Annotated in this window: 17 protein-coding genes; 4 read left to right on the top strand and 13 right to left on the bottom strand. The window is 56.3% G+C overall.

Annotation, left to right across the window (positions count from 1 at the left end; genetic code table 11):
• Positions 1-118: 118 nt before the first annotated feature.
• From CJD38_RS16460 to CJD38_RS16440, 5 genes are all read right to left on the bottom strand, one after another.
• Positions 119-1,174: an acyl-CoA dehydrogenase family protein gene (locus CJD38_RS16460; RefSeq protein WP_107941473.1), complete on the bottom strand. Its 1,056-nt coding sequence runs from the start codon at positions 1,172-1,174 to the stop codon at positions 119-121.
• Positions 1,171-2,364, bottom strand: a complete 1,194-nt coding sequence (locus CJD38_RS16455) for an acyl-CoA dehydrogenase family protein (RefSeq protein ID WP_107941472.1) — start codon at positions 2,362-2,364, stop codon at positions 1,171-1,173. The genes CJD38_RS16460 and CJD38_RS16455 overlap by 4 nt, the downstream gene beginning before the upstream one ends.
• 206 nt (positions 2,365-2,570) lie before the next feature.
• Complete coding sequence (locus tag CJD38_RS16450; protein WP_206363047.1) at positions 2,571-2,903, bottom strand: Rieske (2Fe-2S) protein; 333 nt, start codon at positions 2,901-2,903, stop codon at positions 2,571-2,573.
• A gap of 6 nt (positions 2,904-2,909) precedes the next feature.
• On the bottom strand, positions 2,910-4,316 hold the full coding sequence (locus CJD38_RS16445) for an aromatic ring-hydroxylating oxygenase subunit alpha (protein ID WP_107941471.1): 1,407 nt from the start codon (positions 4,314-4,316) through the stop codon (positions 2,910-2,912).
• Between the two features lie 124 nt (positions 4,317-4,440).
• Positions 4,441-5,721 carry an amidohydrolase family protein gene (locus CJD38_RS16440; RefSeq protein ID WP_107941470.1) on the bottom strand — a complete coding sequence of 427 codons (1,281 nt, stop codon included), beginning with the start codon at positions 5,719-5,721 and terminating at the stop codon, positions 4,441-4,443.
• 190 nt (positions 5,722-5,911) lie between these two features.
• Here CJD38_RS16440 and CJD38_RS16435 point away from each other — a divergent pair, with 190 nt between their 5' ends.
• From CJD38_RS16435 to CJD38_RS16420, 4 genes are all read left to right on the top strand, one after another.
• Complete coding sequence (locus tag CJD38_RS16435; protein ID WP_107941469.1) at positions 5,912-6,394, top strand: VOC family protein; 483 nt, start codon at positions 5,912-5,914, stop codon at positions 6,392-6,394.
• Between the two features lie 145 nt (positions 6,395-6,539).
• On the top strand, positions 6,540-10,019 hold the full coding sequence (locus tag CJD38_RS16430; protein WP_107941468.1) for an indolepyruvate ferredoxin oxidoreductase family protein: 3,480 nt from the start codon (positions 6,540-6,542) through the stop codon (positions 10,017-10,019).
• Positions 10,020-10,031: 12 nt separating this feature from the next.
• Positions 10,032-11,159, top strand: coding sequence for an acyl-CoA dehydrogenase family protein (locus CJD38_RS16425; RefSeq protein ID WP_107941467.1), 1,128 nt, complete (start codon positions 10,032-10,034; stop codon positions 11,157-11,159).
• A gap of 143 nt (positions 11,160-11,302) precedes the next feature.
• Positions 11,303-12,280 (top strand): NAD(P)H-dependent flavin oxidoreductase, encoded by a 978-nt coding sequence (locus CJD38_RS16420; protein ID WP_107941466.1) that lies wholly within the window; start codon positions 11,303-11,305, stop codon positions 12,278-12,280.
• Positions 12,281-12,388: 108 nt separating this feature from the next.
• Here CJD38_RS16420 and CJD38_RS16415 read toward each other — a convergent pair whose 3' ends face one another.
• The 8 genes from CJD38_RS16415 to CJD38_RS16380 all read right to left on the bottom strand — a co-directional run bounded on the left by CJD38_RS16415 (position 12,389) and on the right by CJD38_RS16380 (position 19,303).
• Positions 12,389-13,069, bottom strand: a complete 681-nt coding sequence (locus CJD38_RS16415; protein WP_107941465.1) for an START domain-containing protein — start codon at positions 13,067-13,069, stop codon at positions 12,389-12,391.
• Entirely contained in the window at positions 13,069-13,389 is a 321-nt protein-coding gene (locus tag CJD38_RS16410; protein ID WP_206363046.1) for a hypothetical protein, read from the bottom strand. The genes CJD38_RS16415 and CJD38_RS16410 overlap by 1 nt, the downstream gene beginning before the upstream one ends.
• 37 nt (positions 13,390-13,426) lie before the next feature.
• Complete coding sequence (locus CJD38_RS16405; protein ID WP_107941464.1) at positions 13,427-14,230, bottom strand: enoyl-CoA hydratase/isomerase family protein; 804 nt, start codon at positions 14,228-14,230, stop codon at positions 13,427-13,429.
• Between the two features lie 2 nt (positions 14,231-14,232).
• Entirely contained in the window at positions 14,233-14,772 is a 540-nt protein-coding gene (locus CJD38_RS16400; RefSeq protein WP_146166009.1) for a cupin domain-containing protein, read from the bottom strand.
• A gap of 74 nt (positions 14,773-14,846) precedes the next feature.
• On the bottom strand, positions 14,847-16,550 hold the full coding sequence (locus CJD38_RS16395; protein ID WP_107941462.1) for an FAD-dependent oxidoreductase: 1,704 nt from the start codon (positions 16,548-16,550) through the stop codon (positions 14,847-14,849).
• Between the two features lie 111 nt (positions 16,551-16,661).
• A complete protein-coding gene (locus CJD38_RS16390) occupies positions 16,662-16,988 on the bottom strand; it encodes a 2Fe-2S iron-sulfur cluster-binding protein (protein WP_107941461.1) in 327 nt (108 codons plus the stop codon).
• A gap of 154 nt (positions 16,989-17,142) precedes the next feature.
• Positions 17,143-17,982: an SDR family NAD(P)-dependent oxidoreductase gene (locus CJD38_RS16385; protein ID WP_107941460.1), complete on the bottom strand. Its 840-nt coding sequence runs from the start codon at positions 17,980-17,982 to the stop codon at positions 17,143-17,145.
• Position 17,983: 1 nt separating this feature from the next.
• Positions 17,984-19,303: a cytochrome P450 gene (locus CJD38_RS16380; protein WP_206363045.1), complete on the bottom strand. Its 1,320-nt coding sequence runs from the start codon at positions 19,301-19,303 to the stop codon at positions 17,984-17,986.
• Between the last annotated feature and the right edge of the window lie 13 nt (positions 19,304-19,316).

Below are 19,316 nucleotides of genomic sequence, written 5' to 3'. Positions count from 1 at the left end.
CCCTCTCCCCGCTTGCGGGGAGAGGGTCAGGGTGAGGGGCTGCGATATTTGCTAAGTGCGCTGGCCCCTCACCCCCGCCCTCTCCCCATAAAAAGCATGGGGAGAGGGAGAACAGCATTTAAGACAAGAAGTGATCCGCAATATCAAGCTCGTAATTTCCTGAGCCCAAATGCTCATTAAGCAACGCACGCTTCAAATACAAATGGCAGGGATACTCGGAAGTCATACCGATACCACCGTGCAACTGCAACGATTCTTCCGCAACACGGGCATACACAGAGCAAGCCAGATATTTTGCCGCTTTTCCCATCGCTACAGCTTGTGCACCATCAAGCTGATTACCAACTCGGCTCAGGCTGTCGTTCAACAAGGCTTCGGCGCTGGAGATAAGCATCTTCAGATCGGCGCAGCGATGCTTCAGCGCCTGGAACAGTGCCAGAGGACGGCCGAACTGTTTACGCGTTTTTAGATATTCCACAGTCATTTCGAGCAACGCTTCCGCACCGCCGACTGCGTCTGCTGCCAGTGCGAAATCGCGTAGTGTGGAGATTCGGCTGCTGAGTGTTTTGGCGTCAGCTCCACTCGCAAGCGTCAGCGTTTCATCTAGAGCCACGTCAGCGAAACGCACATCAAACAAGCGACGTGTTGTGTCCCAAGTCTGGCGTGCGGTAATTTCTACGCCGGGTTGATTGAGTGACAACAATGCGACGAGTTCGCTGTTTTCAACGCAGACGAGAACATGACTCGCTTTATCTGCGGATGGAACCGCAGTCATCGTGCCGGTGACTTTGTTGCTTGCAATGGCAACGGCAGACTCTGCCAACGAAGCCGTGACGATTTCACCCGTCGCAAATCGTTCGATCAAGCTTTGCTGATTTGCGAGGGTGGAATGGCAGATTGCATCGATAGCGATTGTTGCGGCGGCATATGGCGCTGCTGCGAGGCTGCGGCCCAATTCCGCGTGGAACGCGCAAGAACCTGTGACGCCCTGCTCTAGTCCACCGAGTGTTTCTGGAACGCCAACGAGCAACCAACCTAAGTCAGTAACGATAGGCCAGACTTTCTCTTCGTTAACGGCAAGGCCGAGTCCACTCAACACTTGGCGCGCGGAATCGCGCAGTTCAATCAATTGGCTTTCAGCATCACTGCGCTGATAAGTATTTGAGGCGCTCATGACAGCTGCCAGTTCTTCGGCTCGCGCGGCATCAGCAGCATGCGTTCGGCGATGATGTTGCGTTGGATTTCGTCACTGCCACCGGCGATGGACCAGTTGTAGGAGTTCATGAAATCGACGGTCCAGTTGCCAGTCTCCTGACTTCCGCCACGCGTGAAGTCTTCAAAGTACTGACCTTGAAGACCGCTGATGCTCATGCCGAGCTTGGTGAACTCGCGCAGCGTTCTGGCGTAGTTAAGCTTGACGATGGAAGCATCGCCCGCAGCTTCAGTGCCAGAGATGCGCTTGAGCAGATATTGATCCGCTAGTGCACATGAAGCATTTACTTTGGCAATAAGTGCACCCAACTCTTTGCGAATTGCTGGATCACTTGCGCGACCACGTTCACGCATCACTTCTGCAACCTTGGCGAGTGAGTAACGCATGCGCTGCGTAAGCTCGACGAGCGTGAGGCCGCGCTCGGATGAGAGTGTTGATTGCGCCACGGCCCAGCCTTCGCCGTCTTTACCTACGCGATCTTCAACGAGCACTTCAACATCGTCGAAGAAAATCTCGGCGAATTCGTCGTCGCCGGTGATCTGCGAGATGGGACGCACGGAGACGCCCTTGGCTTTCATGTCGAGCAATAGATAAGTGAGGCCACCCTGCGGCGGTTCTGATTTTCCGGTGCGCGTGAGTAGCAGACATTTGTCTGCGTACTGCGCCATGGTCGACCAGGTTTTCTGGCCGTTGATGACGTAGCGATCGCCTTTGAGTTCTGCGCGTGTTTTGACGGATGCGAGATCTGAACCGGCGTTGGGTTCCGAGAAACCTTGGCACCAGATTTCGCCCTTGAGGATTCCGGGTAGATATTTTTCTTTTTGCTCTTGCGTGCCCCACTCCATCAACGTGCAAGCGGAGTGATAGAGCGCAACGAAGAACAGAATCAAACGAGGCGCATCAGCGCGTGCGGTTTCTTCGTAGATGATTTTCTGGTCTGCGAGTGAGCGGCCACCACCGGGCCAACCTTCTGGCCAATGCGGCGTGGCGTAGCCAGCGGCAACGAGTTTATTGAACCAGTCGCGCTGCGCTTTAACGAATGCGTCCTGATCAGTGCCGGTCATGGCTTGGCGCCAATCCTGCGGGACGTTTTGCGTTAGCCAGGCGCGGACTTCTTCGCGCAGATTATTGGAATCAACAGTACTGTTCATCAGTAGACTTTACCGCAATCAATTGATGCGCACATCTGTTGTGCGCGTCTAGAGGGTTCGTATTTCATGGCTGGTCTCCCTCTCCCTACGAATGTGGGGAGAGGGTTGGGGTGAGGGGCTGTTTGGAAATGGTGCGCCAGTTGCGTATAGCCCCTCACCCTAGCCCTCTCCCCGCACGCGGGGAGAGGGGATTGAAGACTGCGTTCTTAGACTAGAACTTCAATCCACTCGTCTGTTGTGCGCACTTCAAAAGTGGCGACAGGAAGTTTCGCAGGTAGATTGAGCGCGGCACCGGTCGCCAGATCAAAACGCGCGCCATGGGTCGGACACGCAATCCAGCCGTTGCCTAGGCGACCACGCTCCAGTGGCTTCTCGTTGTGCGAGCAGATGTTGGAGATGGCGAACAACTTGCTGTTGACGTTGCACACCAACACGCACTTGCCGTTGATCTCAACCGCCTTCTTGCTACCTGCAGGCAGGTCAGCAAGTTTCAGGACGCGTTCAAATTGTGCTGACGCTGCACTAGTTTCTGTACTCACGTGAACTCAACTGTTGGGCTTGACGTATTTATCAACGGCACGCTCAAAGTGGCGCACGCGGATTTCCTGATAGTTGCCGAGTGTGAGGCCCGGTTTGGCGCTGGCTTCCAAACCTTCTTGCTGAAGGATGAGGTTGTCAGTGTCTTGATCGAGGATGGCGCCAAAGCCTGGGTCCATGCCTTCGGCTTCGCAGAACGACTGGTGATCTTCGAGATGGATCGGTTCTGCTGGCATCGGGCGATTGCCGTCGAGTGGCAACGGGCGCATGAACAAGACTTCGTAAATGCACTTGCGATGATCGCGTGGATCAGGGCGGAAGCGATAAATCATCGGCAGTGAAATGCCGGGGAACAGGAAGATGTTGGGGAATACGGTGTAGGAGAAGCAGTCGAGCAGTTCGGAGTCCGATACTTTCGAAAGATCGGTATTCGTTGCCTTTTCAAACATGCCGCGGAACATCTCTGCCATTACAGCGCGTGCAGTGCCGCCATCTTTGACGCTGAGCTTGGTATCGCCCATCGCGCTGCTGTCACCCAAGGTAAATTGGTTGAGAACATCCTGCTCGCTGATCTTGCCGTAAAGATGCGGACTGACCACGCCGAGCGGCGAGATGAAGCGATTCACATGCTCGCCATAAACGTCGTACTGCGTGTTAGCGTCGCCGTTCGAAGGCGCAACCTGTGGATGCGTTTCGATAACGTGATACGCCTCAAGGAACGCATCGATGGCGAGCTTCCAGTTGCAAGGCAGGCGCTTGGAGACGTGCAGATAGATGTAGCGATTCTCCAGCTTCCACGCGTCGATGTGTGACTTGGCGGCGGGGCCAAGATATTCAGCGAGCGTTGGCGCGTCCTTGTCCATGTTGATGAAGACGAAACCACCGAGGCGTTCGACTTTGGCTTCTGGCAGCGTGAGTTTCTTGAATTCAACGTGGGGGAAATCCCAAGGGCACAACGTTTCTTTATGCGTGCCGTCGATGTTCCAGGTCCAGCCGTGGAAGCTGCACTTGAACTCTTCTGCATTGCCTTCAGTGCCCGATGCACGCAGCTTGGTGCCGCGATGCAAACACGCGTTGTAGTAAGCGCGAATGTCGTTCTCGGCAACGCGCGTGATGATGAAGGAGTAAGGGCCGAGATCGTAGACGTGATAATCGCCAACTGAAGGGATGTGCTCTTCGCGGCAGGCGAACTGCCAGGTCTTGGCCCACAGACTGGTGATTTCTTTTTTGGCGTAGGCGGGATCGATGTAACGATCTTTGGAAATGTCTTCGTCACCAAGGAACTGGTAAGACTCCGAACGCACCCAGCCTGGCGCCGCAACCTTATCGGCCGCAATGATGTCCTGCGTGCTCGGTGCGCCGGGGCAACGGGCTTCGCCTTTCTTGAGGTCGGCCAGTTTGATTGTGTCGCTCATCTTGATACTCCAAGAAAAAACATTTCAATTAATTTCATGTCATTCCGAACGCATTGAGGAATCTTGCTTTGAATCTCTTCGCTAAGAGTTACAGCGAGATCCCTCTCTACGCTCGGGATGACAGTTAGGCTGCGACGCGCTGCTGCAGCGCGGCGCTTTCGTTCTTGTGAATTTGCCCATCCTTCATGATGACAACGAGGCGCTTGGCATCGAGCATCACGGAGAGATCGCTGAGCGGATCACCATCGACCAACAACAAGTCGGCGAGATGGCCTTGCGTGATTTCGCCCTGTCGCTCGCTGCTGCCGTAGGTCATCAGCAAACCGCCGTTACGCGTGGCGCACTGCAATGCTTCTGCTGGTGTGTAGCCGTAGTAATCAACGAAGAATTGGAGATCACGCGCGTTGGTTCCTTGTCGGCTCCATGCGAAACCGTAGTCACCACCGATGAGATGCTTGATGCCGCGCTTGCGCAGTTCGGTATGCGTCTTTACCGATTCTTCGAGCAGGCCGGGGATGCCCATGTAGCCGCCGATTTCTGCGGTGAGGCCAATGCTCTTGGCTTCGTTGTTGTTGATGGTGTGGAACAGGCTGACGGTGGGCACGACGAAGACGCGGTCTTTGGCTTCTTCCAGCATGTCGAGGGTTTTTTCGTCGGAGTATTCGACGTGGAAAAGAACATCGACACCAGCGCGTACGCAAGCTTGCGTGCCGCCGATGGAGCGCGTGTGTGCGTTGACCTTGCGGCCGTAAGCGTGCGCGGTTTCAACCGCCATCAGGATTTCTTCATACGCCATCGGCGTGGTGTGCGCCGGCGTGCTTGGGTAGAACGGATCGCCGGAGACATCGAGCTTGATGTTGTCGCAGCCTTCGCGGCAGCACATGCGTACGGCTTTACGCATTTCTTCTGGGCCGTCGACGATGATCGACGGGCCGACGCGGGGATTGTGTTGGCGGCTCTCATCGCCCATCGCGCCAGTGACGGAAATTTCGAGTGAACCAGCGCGGATGCGTGGGCCCGGCAACAGACCTGCGTTGACGGCATCACGCACGGCAACGCCGAGTCGCAGCTTGGCTTCTGATGCGCCCCATGCGCTGGTGAAGCCGTAGTCGAGTAACACTTTGGCGACGCGTGCGGTAAGTAGCGTGTGCGCTTCTGGCGACGGCGTGATGAGATCTTCCGTCGCGGTAACGGCTTCAAACGATAGGTGCGCGTGGCCTTCGGTCATGCCCGGCATCAGGAACATGCCTTTGGCGTCGATCACCTGGCAGTCGGCCTGCGGCAATTTGCCTGCGCCTTTGGCGACGGCGCTGATGCGGTTGCCCTCGACGAGCACGTCGCCCAAGTAAGGCGCGGCGCCGGTGGCGTCCCAGATTTTTGCACCGACAAACAGTGTTTTGCTCATGCACCCGTCTCCACGCAGCTATGGTTGCTGCCTGCTTGGATTATGGCTTTCCCCTCCCGGCCCCGAATGACTACGAGCGCAGACGCATTTGCCTGCTAAGGCCAACGTCTTCATGCCACTTCTGTGCGTCGATAGACTCGCCCTAAGCCTTTGTTACGGGTGGTTAATCCATGCGGGGAGATAAATTCGAATGATCAGGGGAATCCACCACGTGGCGGTACACGTCCACGACCTCAACAAAATGATCCGTTTTTACAAGGATGCCTTCGGTTTTGAGCTGGTCGGCGAGCCTTTTGAATGGGACGGCAACGAGTTCATCGACCGCATTGTCGATGTGCAAAATTCAGCAGCACGCGGCGCGATGCTGCGTTGTGGCACCTGCTATCTGGAAATGTTCGAGTACATCCGCCCTAAGGGCGAGACCACAGCTCGCAATGCTTACGACAAGGGCTATACGCACTTTTGCGTGGATGTGACCGAGATTGAGCAGGAGTACGAGCGGCTCAAGGGCCTGGGCATGAGCTTTGGGCAGCCGGGGCCAATTGATGTGGGGCATGTGAAAACGATTTATGGTCGTGACCCTGAGGGAAATTTGATTGAGATTCAGCAGACGGTTGAGGGGAAGTGTGATTTTCCGTTGGCGAATTTGAATCGAGAGCCGACGCGGAAATGAATTTGAGCAATCTCTTCGCAACGAGATTTCCCTCTCCCCATTTACGGGGAGAGGGTCAGGGTGAGGGGCTCTGGCAAATGGCGCGCCTCTTTCCAAACACCCCTCATCCCAACCTTCTCCCCGCACGCGGGGAGAAGGAGTACTAATGACCAAGTCTGTCACCACGCTCGACGACAAGTACCGCCAAGAAAGCGGCCGCGTTTTCATTTCGTCGAATCAAGCTTTGGTTCGCCTGCCTCTCGATCAAGCAAAACGCGACCGCGCAGCGGGTTTGAAAACAGCCGGCTACATCTCCGGCTATCGCGGCTCACCGCTTGGCGTTTACGACTCCGCACTGTGGGGCGCGCAGAAACTTCTCGACGAGCACGACATCCGCTTTGTGCCCGGTCTCAACGAAGAGCTGGCCGTCAGCGCAATCCGTGGCACGCAGCAACTCGCGTGGTATGGCAAGTCGGATTTCGAAGGCATCTTCGGACTTTGGTATGGCAAAGGCATTGGCGTTGATCGCGCTGGCGAATCACTCAAGCTTGGCAATCTCGAAGGCAGCGCGGCGAAAGGCGGTTTCCTCGCCATCGCCGGCGATGATCACGGCGGCAAATCTTCTGACAGCGCGCATCAATCCGAACACACACTGATCGCTGCGATGTTGCCGATTCTGTATCCAGCGACGATCAGCGAGATCATGGAGTACGGCCTGTTCGGCATTGCGATGTCGCGCTACAGCGGCTGCTATGTCGGCCTAAAGTGCATCACCGATACGCTGGATCTCTCCGCCTCGGCGGAATTGCCTGATCCCTATCGCGAATACGTAACGCCTACGGATTATCAGTTGCCCGCAGGCGGCGTCAGTTTGAAACAGAACCAGCCACCGCTGGTTGAAGAAGATTCCCTCGTCAACAAGCGCCTGCCTGCAGCGACCGCCTTTGCACGCGCGAATGGAATTGACCGCGTTGTGATTGATGGCGAGCGCCGCACGCTTTCCATCGTCACCGCTGGCAAAGCGTATCTCGATGTGCGTCAGGCACTCGCTGACCTCGCGCTTGATGAAGAAACTTGCCGACGCCTTGGCATCCGCGTCTACAAGCCGGGCTTGATATGGCCGATGGACAAGGTGCGTCTCACAGAATTTGCACAGGGCAGCAAGGCGGTGCTCGTCGTAGAAGAAAAGCGACCGGTGATGGAAGACCAGATCGCGCGTCATCTCTACGCCGTGTCTTCGGATCAACGCCCTGCTCTTGCGGGCAAGCAGGATCTGAACGGTGACGCGCTGTTGCCTTCCACTGGCGAACTCTCCGGCTCGCATGTGCGCCTCGCAATTAGCACGCTGCTCGAACAGCTCGGCATTCACGACGAGCATGTGCAGACGCATATCAATGGCTATCGCGAACTCGAAACGCGTGCGCTGAGCGCAGGCAGTGGCACCACGCGCCCCGCATTCTTCTGCTCGGGTTGCCCGCATAACACCAGCACCAAGATTCCAGATGGCGCACTCGCACTCGGCGGCATCGGCTGCCATGGCCTTGCTGCGGTAGTGATGGATCGCAACACCATGCAGTTCGTGCCGATGGGACATGAAGGCTCGCCGTGGTTATCGGTGAGTCAGTATGTCGACAGACCGCATGTGTTTCAAAACATGGGCGATGGCACGTACTCGCACTCCGGTGTTCTCGCGATCCGTGCTGCGGTCGCATCTAAAGCCAATCTCACTTACAAGCTGCTCTACAACGATGCGGTGGCGATGACCGGTGGTCAGCCAGTGGAATCGATGATGTCGCCGATCGGCATGGTCAAGCAGTTGCTTGCCGAAGGCGTGAAGCCGGTGAAGCTGGTGACGGACAATCCGGATCACTACATCAATGCAGGCGTGCCTGAAGGCGTCACGGTTCATCACCGCGATGATCTCGATGCTGTTCAGCGCGCACTGCAATTGGTCAAAGGCGTTTCAGGCATTGTTTACGAACAAACCTGTGCGGCTGAAAAACGTCGACGCCGCAAACGTGGATTGTTGGAAGATCCGAACACGCGCGTCTTCATCAACACAGCAGTTTGCGAAGGCTGTGGTGATTGCTCGGTGCAATCGAATTGCTTGAGCGTGCTGCCGGTGGAAACCGAGTTCGGACGCAAGCGCAAGATTGATCAGTCGTCTTGCAATAAGGATTACAGCTGCGTGAAAGGCTTCTGCCCTTCGTTCGTCACGGTGACTGGTGCAAAGATCGCGGTGCGTTCTAGCGGCGATCCGACTCGCTTGCAACAACTGATCGCATCACTGCCAGTACCTGTCGTTGCGACACTGGACGAACAAGGCTGCAATATTCTCGTCGGTGGCATCGGCGGCACCGGCGTGCTGACGATTGGCGCACTGCTCGGCATGGCGGCGCATCTTGATGCCAAGGGCTGCACGATTCTTGATCTGACCGGCATGGCGCAGAAAGGTGGCGCGGTCACCAGTCATATCCGCATTGGTCGCACACCCGAAGGCATCTTCACCTCACGCCTCAGCGAAGGCATGACCGATGTGTTGATTGGTTGCGACATGATTGTGGCTTCTGGCGCGCCGGTTCTGAAAACTGTACGCCCTGGCCGCACTGTTGCGATTCTCAACACGGACGTCGCACCCACAGGCGATTTCCAAAGCAACAAGAACATTGATCTCGGCGAAGGCCGCATGCGCAGCGCGGTTCTCAACGCGATTGATGGCGCGCCGCTGTATGAGCTGAACGCCAGCAAGCTTGCAACTGATCTCACTGGCGACAGCATCGGCACCAATATTCTGATGCTGGGTTATGCGGTGCAGAAAGGTTTGATCCCGATTTCGGTTGCATCGATTGAGCAGGCGATCCGTCTCAACGGTACTTTTGTTGAAGGCAATCTGCGCACCTTTGCACTCGGTCGTCTTGCTGCACATGCGCCTGCAGAACTGGCACGCGAGCTTGAAGAGAAGACGGTGATCGCTCCACTCGTCACTGTCGATGACGTACTCGCCAGCCGCACTCGCCTGCTCACCTCGTATCAGAACGCTGACTATGCCGAAGGCTATCGCAGCTTCATTGGTGATCTGCGCTCGCAAGTTTCTGCACTGAAATTAAAAGATGGCGAAGCTTTCGTTCGTGAAGTGGCGCTCTCGTTGGCGCGCCTGATGGCCTACAAGGACGAGTACGAAGTTGCGCGCCTGTATGCCGACCCGAAGTTCATGGAGCGTTTGCGCGAACAGTTCAGCGGTGATTTCAAACTCCGCTTCAGCCTCGCCCCGCCAATGCTGCCGGGCAAGGACTCAACAGGTCGCCCGAAGAAACGTAGCTTTGGCCCGTGGATGCTCCCTGCGTTCAGAATGTTGGCCAAGCTAAAAGCCTTGCGCGGCACTGTGTTTGATCCGTTCGGGTACTTTCCAGAGCGTCGTCTGGAACGTCGCTTGATTTCTGACTACCGTACGCTGGTGACCAGCCTTGTTCCGAAATTGGATGAGGCGACGATCGGCACTGGGATCGAGATTGCCCGCGCTGCGGGCGAAATCGGCGGTTATGGTCTGGTCAAAGACGCTGCCGTCGAGAAGTATGAAATCAAGCTGAAGTCTCTTCTCGACACATTCGAAAAGATTGCTGCGCAACCACGTGCTCGCGCAGCCTGAAGGAATTTAAAGATGCTACTCAACGCGACCCAACAGGCGATCACCGACAGCGTGCGCGAGTTCGCGCAAGAACGTATTCGTCCGCACGCTCAGAAGTTTGAAGCCGATCGCTGCTATCCGTCTTCGCTCTTTGAAGAGCTAGCAGAACTCGGCTTGATGGGCATGACCGCACCGGAAGACAAGGGCGGCACAGGCGCAGATTACGTTTCTTATGCGCTAGCGTTGATGGAGATTGCTGCGGCAGACGGCGCGCTCTCAACCATCTTGTCGATTCAGAACAGTCTTATCGTTTCTGGCTTGCTCAAAGACGGCACACCCGAACAGCAAGCGCGCTATCTACCCGAGCTGATTGCTGGCCGCATGATTGGCGCCTTCGCATTGACTGAAACTGACGCAGGCTCAGACGCCTCAGCGATTCGCACACGTGCAACGAAAGTCGACGGCGGTTATCTGCTCAACGGCACCAAGCAGTTCATTACCTCTGGCAAGATCGCAGGCATCACGATGGTTTATGCCGTGACTGATCCTGCTGCGGGCAAGAAAGGTATTTCCGGATTTATCGTACCGACCGATCGCAAGGGATATTTCGTCGATAAGGTGGAGCACAAGCTCGGACAATTGGCGTCTGACACTTGCAGCCTGCGTTTCGAAGATCTGTTTATTGAAGATGCCCTGCTCCTCGGCGGCGAAGGCCGTGGTTACAGCATGGCGCTATCCAACCTCGAAGCAGGCCGCATTGGTATCGCCGCACAATCCATCGGCATGGCACGTGCCGCGCTGGAGATTGCAGCCGGTTATGCGAAGGAACGTCGATCGATGGGCAAGCTGATCATCGAGCATCAGGCTGTTGGCTTTCGCCTCGCTGATCTCGCTTCAAGACTCGAAGCTGCGCGCCAGTTGGTGCTGCATGCGGCTAGCGTGAAAGATGCAGGGCTGCCTTGTTTGAAGGAAGCATCGATGGCCAAGCTGGTTGCTTCTGAAACGGCTGAGGCGGTTTGCTCTGGCGCAATTCAGACCCTCGGCGGTTACGGCTATCTCGAAGAGTTTGGTCTAGCCAAGATTTATCGCGATGTGCGCGTGAGTCAGATTTATGAAGGCACTTCGGATATTCAGCGGATGGTTATTGCGCGGTCTCTCTAGAAATACTTGTCCCCTCTCCCCGCCTGCGGGGAGAGGGCTAGGGTGAGGGGCGCCAGCAAATGGCGCTCCCTTTTCCCAGCACCCCTCACCCCAACCCTCTCCCCACATTCGTGGGGAGAGGGAGTTAAAGAAGAACTCTCACCATGAAACTCAAAACCCGCATCACCGAACTACTCGATATCGATCTCCCCATCGTCCAAGGCGGCATGATGTGGGTGGGTCGCGCTGAACTTGCCGCTGCAGTTTCCAACGCCGGCGGCCTCGGCATCATCACGGCGCTGACACAACCAACACCTGAAGCGTTGCGCGAAGAAATCGCACGCTGCCGTTCGCTGACCAATAAACCGTTCGGCGTGAATCTAACGATTCTGCCTTCGGTGAAACCACCGCCGTACGCTGAGTACCGTCAGGCCATCATCGATAGCGGCGTGAAGATTGTTGAAACCGCTGGCCACAATCCGCAAGAACATGTCGCGCACTTCAAACAGCACGGCATCATCGTCGTGCATAAGTGCACGGCGGTTCGTCATGCGCTTTCTTCTGAACGTATGGGCGTTGATGCGATTTCGATTGACGGCTTTGAGTGTGCGGGGCATCCCGGTGAAGACGATATTCCTGGACTTGTTTTGATCCCTGCTGCCGCCGACAAAGTAAAAGTGCCGATGCTCGCTTCAGGTGGCTTCGGCGATGGCCGTGGTCTGGTCGCTGCGCTGGCTCTCGGTGCCGACGGCATCAACATGGGCACACGCTTCTGCGCGACGGTTGAAGCGCCGATTCATCAGAATGTGAAACAGATGATGGTCGACAATGATGAGCGTGCAACGAATCTGATCTTCCGTTCACTGCGCAACACGGGTCGCGTTGGCAAGAACAGTGTTTCGGACAAGGTCGTTGAGATTCTCAAGCAGCCGGGTGCGAAGTTTGAAGATGTGGCGCATCTGGTGAAGGGCGCAGATGGTCGCGTGGCGCTCGAGACCGGCAATGTTGATGCAGGCCTGGTTTGGGCCGGACAGGTGCAGGGTTTGATTCGTGATGTGCCGACGGTTGCGGAACTTATGGGCCGTATCGCGCGCGAAGCGACTGAGATTATTCAGCGTCGCTTGCCGAGTATTGCCGCGTAACTGTAGCCCGGGTGAAACCCGGGGTTGCGCATTCAAATCAAAAGCCCCGGGTTGCACCCGGGCTACACCGCCGTCATTCCCGCGAAGGCGGGAATGACGGATCGCTTATTAATGCTTGGTCATGAACGCCGTAGCACTCTTGGCGTTGTGCCCATTCGCCGCGATGGCTTTGATCTTTGTCATCGCTTCCAAAGGCGCATCAGCTGAAAGCTTGTTAATCATCCACGTTGGCATCGGACCACCTGGATCGGCATGTGCAATGCTTTCAACGTCGATGATGCCACCCTCCATAGGAGTGAGCGTCCAAACGTTGGTGAACTTGGACATACGAACGCGACCATCGCGAAGCGGAACGGCATCTGGCACACCCACCGCATTCATGGTGACAACGCCCGTGGTCGGGTCCTGCTTCCATTCAACACTCATCACCAGATCACGATCAGTGACTGGCCATGGCAGTTTGTTGTGGACGTAGACCGTCTCGCTCGCTGAGCCTTGTTTGATGACTTTGATTTCACCGCACATGGAATCCCACTGTGGGCGCGCTGGATAATCTCGGAGCAGTGCAACGACGCTATCGAGACTGGCTTTGATCTTGGTACTGGAACGAATCTGGTCAATCGCCGAGCCTGCGGCGGGACGGGAAGAAATTTCCACGCCATTTGCAGACTTGAGTACCTTCCAATCTTTGTCTGCAGCAATGCTCACGCTGCTCATAACGCACAGCGACAAAGCCAGAACAAGACGCGACCACTTCGATCCTTTGCGGGACAGCATTAAATGCGACATCAAGGTTTCCTCACTACAGCGCCAAATTCTTCGTAGATGGTTGCATTGGTGAAATCAGTTGCGAGTGCATCAGAGATTTGGAGACTCTCAGTTCCTGCTAAAGCTTTAATCTCATCAACAACAGCATCGATATCATCTGTTTCAATTTCGTAAATAGCGGCGTAAGGACTCGCTTCGCCTTCTACCAGCTTGCGAGCCAGACGAAAGCGCTGCGCAGACTTGATGTCTCTGATATTGACGACCTGGCTCAAATGAAAGTTCTGATACCAGTCGTTGTACTCATCCTCACGCCCTGCGGCGGGACGACTCAGGACAATCATCTTGTAATGTCGCTGACTCATCGCTGAACGATGAAGCCTACTCGCGCCCGAAAACCGGCTTACGTTTTTCGATTAGCGCCTGAACGCCTTCGCGGTGATCTGGCGAACGCTGGCTCACGGCCTCATACGCAATGCCTGTATCAATAACGGCGGTGGCGACGCGCTTGAGTTCGAGATTGAGCAAAACCTTGGTCCAACGGATGGCGTTTCTTGAACCTGCGAGCAGACGCTCGGCGAAAGCATCCACTGCTGCGTCGAGTTCTGCGATTGGCAAGCTGTGATTGATCAAGCCAATCTCTTCGGCTTTCTTTGCAGGGATCAATTCACCGGTCAACAAATATTCTTTGGCTTTGCATAGACCAATGCGCTGCGGCCAGATCACCGCACCGCCATCACCTGCAACCAAACCAATCGCGACATGCGGGTCGCCAATCTTGGCGCTGTCTGCAGCGAAGATCACATCGCAGAACAGCGCAAGCGTTGCGCCCAAGCCAACAGCGTGGCCGTTGAGGCGGCAGATCAGTGGTTTATCAAGATCAAGAATCGCGAAGACGATGCGCTTAGCGATTCGCACTTCTTCGTCAAACAAATGTGGGTTTTCAGCGTTGTGCTTCACATGATCGAGATCACCGCCAGCGGAGAATGCACGGCCTGCGCCAGTGAGCACGATGACATCGGAGTGCGGATCTGCAGCGGCGAAGACGAAGACTTCTGCCAGCTCTTCATGCATCGCGAGGTTAACGGAGTTGAGCGCATCCGGACGATTGAGCATGATCGTCAGCAAACGATTCTTGCGCGTGAGCAAGAGGGTTTTGTAGGCGGGCACCTTTTCAGACGACATGATTACTTCCTTGCAGAGGGAGGCACTGTTTCAGTTTCCCATACTACGGCCCGCTCACGAAACGCTGTAGCTAAGTGGTCCCAGAGACCACCTTCATTGCCTTTGAGGGCAATATTGAAGTGGGTGGCATTGCGGAATTCGAGCACTTCGACGCCCTCCTCGCCAGCGTGATAGGTGTAGGCGGCATCGGCAGGGATGAACATGCCATCGCCCTTGCGCAGAACTTTTGCGCCGATGTGCAGCTCACCACCGACGACGTAGTAGAGGCAGTCGCCGTCATGACTGTGAGGCGGCAAAACGTAGCCGCTCTTGAGCCAGAGATACACCAGGCTCATGCCCTTCTCGCCCGGCTCCTTGAATAGCAGCAGGCTCTTTTCGCCAAGGCCTATCGGCGTTTTGGTTTCGGTAACTTTGGCGAGGCCTGCGAGCGCGGACTCGCTCATGGCTTCGCGTGACATCGTCTCCGGGCCGAGCGTGACCGCGTCCTTGGCGTAAAAGAACGCCATGCGTTTGCGGGGAGCTTTGGTCGGAGAATTGCTCACGGAATTGTCCTCAGTAGGAGCGCCTCTTAGGCGCGATGGCGCTAATCGCGCCTAAGAGGCGCTCCTACAATCAATTAGACCTTGCCAGCACGCGCCGCGATGTCATTCGCCGCAACATAACCAAACGTCATGCCCGGCCCAATAGTCCCACCAGCACCCGGATACAGATTGCCGAACGGGCTCGCCGAGTTGTTGCCAGCGGCATACAGATGCGGAATTGGTTTGTCGCTGGCATCAAGCACGCGTGCCTGCGCATCGCACTTGAGGCCGCCCTTGGTGCCGAGATCGCCGAGATTGATTGCGACTGCGTAATAAGGGGCGTTGCCAATCGGGCCGAGGCAAGGATTCGGTTTGACGTTGGCATCACCAAACATCTGGTCGTAAGGATTTGCGCCACGGCTGAACTGTGGATCAACGCCGCTTGCTGCGTACTGGTTCATGTCGTCGACGGTTTTCTTCAACGCTGCTGTCGGCACATGGATTTTCGCTGCGAGCGCATCCAGCGTATCGGCGCGGAAAATATATTGATCCCACCAATCTGGCGGAATGCTGCGATCTGGCATCAGAATCGTCGGCATGATGCCGCCAGCGGTGAATTTCTGACGGAACGTTGCGTCAAACACCAGCCAGCATGGCGTGTTGGCGCCGGTCTTGACCTGGTCAGCAACCATGGCTGCACCGAACTCATCGTAGCTGCCTGCTTCGTTGACGAAGCGATGCCCATTGCGATTCACGCAGACGCTGTGCGGGCGGCCCACGTCGAACGCCGCCTGCACGATGTCTTCGAAGTTCGAGCGACTCTCCATCGGGATGTGCATGGTCGGAATCCACCAAGCGCTTTCGGTGTGTTCGACATCTGCGCCAACCTTCAAACCCGCTATCAGTGCTTCGCCACGATTTGCGTCCTCTGGCGTCGAGCTGTGACGCGTCAGGCCTGGCACGGTGAAATAACGATCACGCAGTTCCTGATTCCATTCGAAACCACCGGCTGCAAGCACGACGCCATGACGCGCGTTGATGTTGTAGCGACGACCGTAGCTGTTCACCGTTACGGCGCTGACTTTGCCATCGGTGACGATCAAGTCGTCGAGCTTGGTTGCTAAACGCACTTCGACCTTGCGATCAAAGATTTGCTTATACAGATGGCCCATCAGCGCAGCGCCTTGGGTAAAGCGGCGGTCACGTTTCGTCAGCAGGCGCGTCGAGAGATCGGACCAGTAGGTCCAAGCCATCTTCAGGAATGTTTTGATCCAGCCCGGACCGCGCGTCGAGATCGCGAAGAACTGCATGACGTCCATCGCATAACGATTGAGAATCTTGAAGCGCGCGTACTGCTCGCGCATCAGCGGGAAGCGCGGGCCGAGTAGTTGACCGTCGAAGGTCTCGCAGATGACCGAGCGATCGACACGTGCATTCGGTGCGGTTGGGAAATAATCTGGGTAATAAGGTGCGGGCGAGACCGGCACGCCCATCGACTTGACGAAGCGCAGCATCTCTGGCGCTTGATCGACATAAGCCTCAAGACGATCACGCTTTACAGGCTTCTTGATCAGCGCGTCGAGATAGGCCAGCGATTTCTCACGGCTGTCGTCATTAGGCGTGAACTGATGATTGGGCACCCAGATCACACCGCCCGATGCCGCCGAGGTACCGCCGAACTTGTGTGCTTTCTCAACGATGAGTACGGACAGGCCACGCTCTGCTGCACGTAACGCAGCAGTGGCACCGGCTGCGCCGGATCCGATTACAACGACGTCATAGGTTTCAGGGGTGCTCATCGCATTTTCCTTAATGATTTTCTCTTGTCATTCCCGCGAAGGCGGGAATCCAGTTTTTCTCGCTACCTGAAAGTGTCAAGAACTGGATGCCCGCCTTCGCGGGCATGACGATCACAAACTAGGCGCAACAACAACACGAATACCATTCAACTCTTCACGAAGCTGAATCTGGCAACACAAACGGCTATTGCTCTTGAACAGATCCGAGACCATGTCGAGCGTTGCAACTTCGATGTCGTCCGCTGGACCAACCGCGGCTTGCCACTCGGGTGTCACGTAGACATGGCAAGTGGCGCAAGCACAGCTACCACCGCAATCACCCATGATTCCTTCAACGTTGTTGAAGCGGCCGACTTCCATCAGCGATTGTCCGGTCGCAACATCGTCGAATGTTTTCTCGACGCCGTCGGCCTGAACAAAAGTTACCTTGACTCCCATGCCGCTTTTCTCCTTCTTGTCTTTAAACTCCTTCTCCCCGCGTGCGGGGAAAAGGTTGGGATGAGGGGTTTCTGAAAATGGCGTGCCACTTGCCAGCGGCCCCTCACCCTAACCCTCTCCCCGCACGCGGGGAGAGGGAACAATTTAGTGTTCTTTATTGAGCCAGCGCTTTTGTGCGCGCGGCCATGATGTCGTTTAAATGATTCACCGGATCGCCGGTGGTGATGCCGCCGTCGATAGGCATGACGATGCCGGTGATCTGCGCGGCCTTGTCGCTGGCGATAAACAGCACGGCGTTGGCAACGTCTTCCGGACTGCCCTGACGCTTGAGCGGTTGGTTGGAATCGAACACATCACCAACGGCCTTCTTCACTCGTTCCGCAACTTCTGGACTGGTGCCCGGCGGTGCAAACGAAGTGAGTGGCGTGCGGATGTGTCCAGGCGCAAGACAGATTACGCGAATGCCGTACTCAGCCAGATCAATTGCAATCGACTTGCTGAAATGAATCAGCGCCGCTTTGCTGGTGCGATAAGTAATCAACGCCTGCCCTGCGAGAATTCCCGCGATGGACGCGTTGTTGATGATGACGCCACCGCCGTTCTTCGACATATGGCGCGCTGCGCACTGAGCACCAATCATCGAACCGTAAAGATTGATGCCGATGACTTTCTGGAAGTCTTTGAGATCGTCATCAAGAAAGCGTGCGTGCATCGCGCCGGAGATGCCGGCGTTGTTGAACATGATGTGCAGGCCGCCAAAAGTGCTTATGGCAAACTCAACCAATTCTTGAATCTGCGTTGCATCGCCAACATCGCAACGCTTGAAGCGCACGGAAGTACCGAGCTGCGCAGCGAGCGCTTCACCCTGCGTTGCGTCGATGTCGGCCAGAACAACCTTGGCGCCTTCTTTCACAAACAGTTCAACGGTCGCACGGCCAATGCCGCTGGCACCGCCGGTGATGATGGCGACCTTGCCTGCCAGTTCCTGCGCCATATCAGCCTCGACGCGTGAAGGTGATGGGCAAGCGCTCGATCGTGCGGACTGCGACGGTCGGCGCATAGGTGATCTGGTCAACCGGGATCGCCAGCTTGATGTCGCCGAGACGACGCACGACTTCGCGTGCAACGACCTTGATTTCCATGCGCGACAGCGAGGCGCCGATGCAGCGATGTACGCCGACGCCGAACGCAACGTGCTTGCCGAGATTCGTACGGTTCAGATCGAAATTACGCGGACACTCAAACTGGGTCTCGTCGTCGTTGCCCGAGGCGTACAGCACCATCACGTGCGCGTGCTCCGGCAGCTTCTGGCCGCCGAGTTCAACTTCTTTCGTCGTCATCTTCGCTAGCGCGCGGACCGGCGGCTCGATGCGCAGTAGCTCTTCGACGAATCGGTTCAGCAGACGATCATCGTCGACCGATTCCTGCAAGGTCTTGGCGACCTCAGGCTGGGTTGCCAGCACGTAGATCAGATTGCCGATCGCGCTTGCTGTTGTGTCGTTACCGGCGATGATCATGGCGCGCACCAACGACACCGCTTCGCCGAACTCTAACTTGCCGTCTTCGGTCTGCGCATGAACCAAGTCAGAAACCATGTCTTCGCGCGGCTGCGCTTCACGAGCGCGCATCTCGGCGATGATGAAGTTCTGCAGATCACAAATCTGTGCAGCGTTAGCAAGCATCTGCTCACGATTCTGCATGCGACCGATTTGCGCGGTGACGGCCTGCGACCAGGCCTTGACCTTGTCAGCACTGAGTTGGCCGAAGCCGAGCTGCTCGCAGATCACTGCGATGGTCAGCGGAATTGCGAAATCGTTGACGCCATCAACAACCTGTCCATCGCCAGCCTTGGCGACTAGTTGATCGATCAACTTGTTCACGAGCGCAGTGATCTGCGGCTCCAGCGTTGCAACGCGATGCGCAGTGAACGCCTTGTCCATCAAGCGACGTACACGCGTGTGCGCTGGGGGATCGTCCTTGATGACGTCCGGGAAAAACCCACCGCCATCGCGCTCAAGAATTTGCTTGAACTCTTCGAAGAAACCGCTGGCGTATTGCGCTGCGTAGCCGTGCTTGTCGGAATAGGTCAACGGATCGCGCAGCACGGTGACGATATCGTCATAGCGCGAGACCAACCACATATTGAGCTTGGCGTCGTAATGCACCGGACTGTCTTTGCGCAACGCCTGATAGAACGGGCCGGGAGCCGCCATCACCTGCGGGTCGGTCATCGACACACCGGCGAGTGAGGCACTGCCATGCCCCATAGGGCACTTGCCTGTTTTCTGCGCTGCTTCGACTTGGCCTGCTTCCATGTTTCTTGCTCTT

It is taken from the genome of Stenotrophobium rhamnosiphilum, assembly GCF_003052265.1.
In the GTDB taxonomy this organism is placed as follows: domain Bacteria; phylum Pseudomonadota; class Gammaproteobacteria; order Nevskiales; family Nevskiaceae; genus Stenotrophobium; species Stenotrophobium rhamnosiphilum.
The sequence above is the reverse complement of the archived record's forward strand: the minus strand, read 5'-3'. Positions and strand labels throughout refer to the sequence as shown.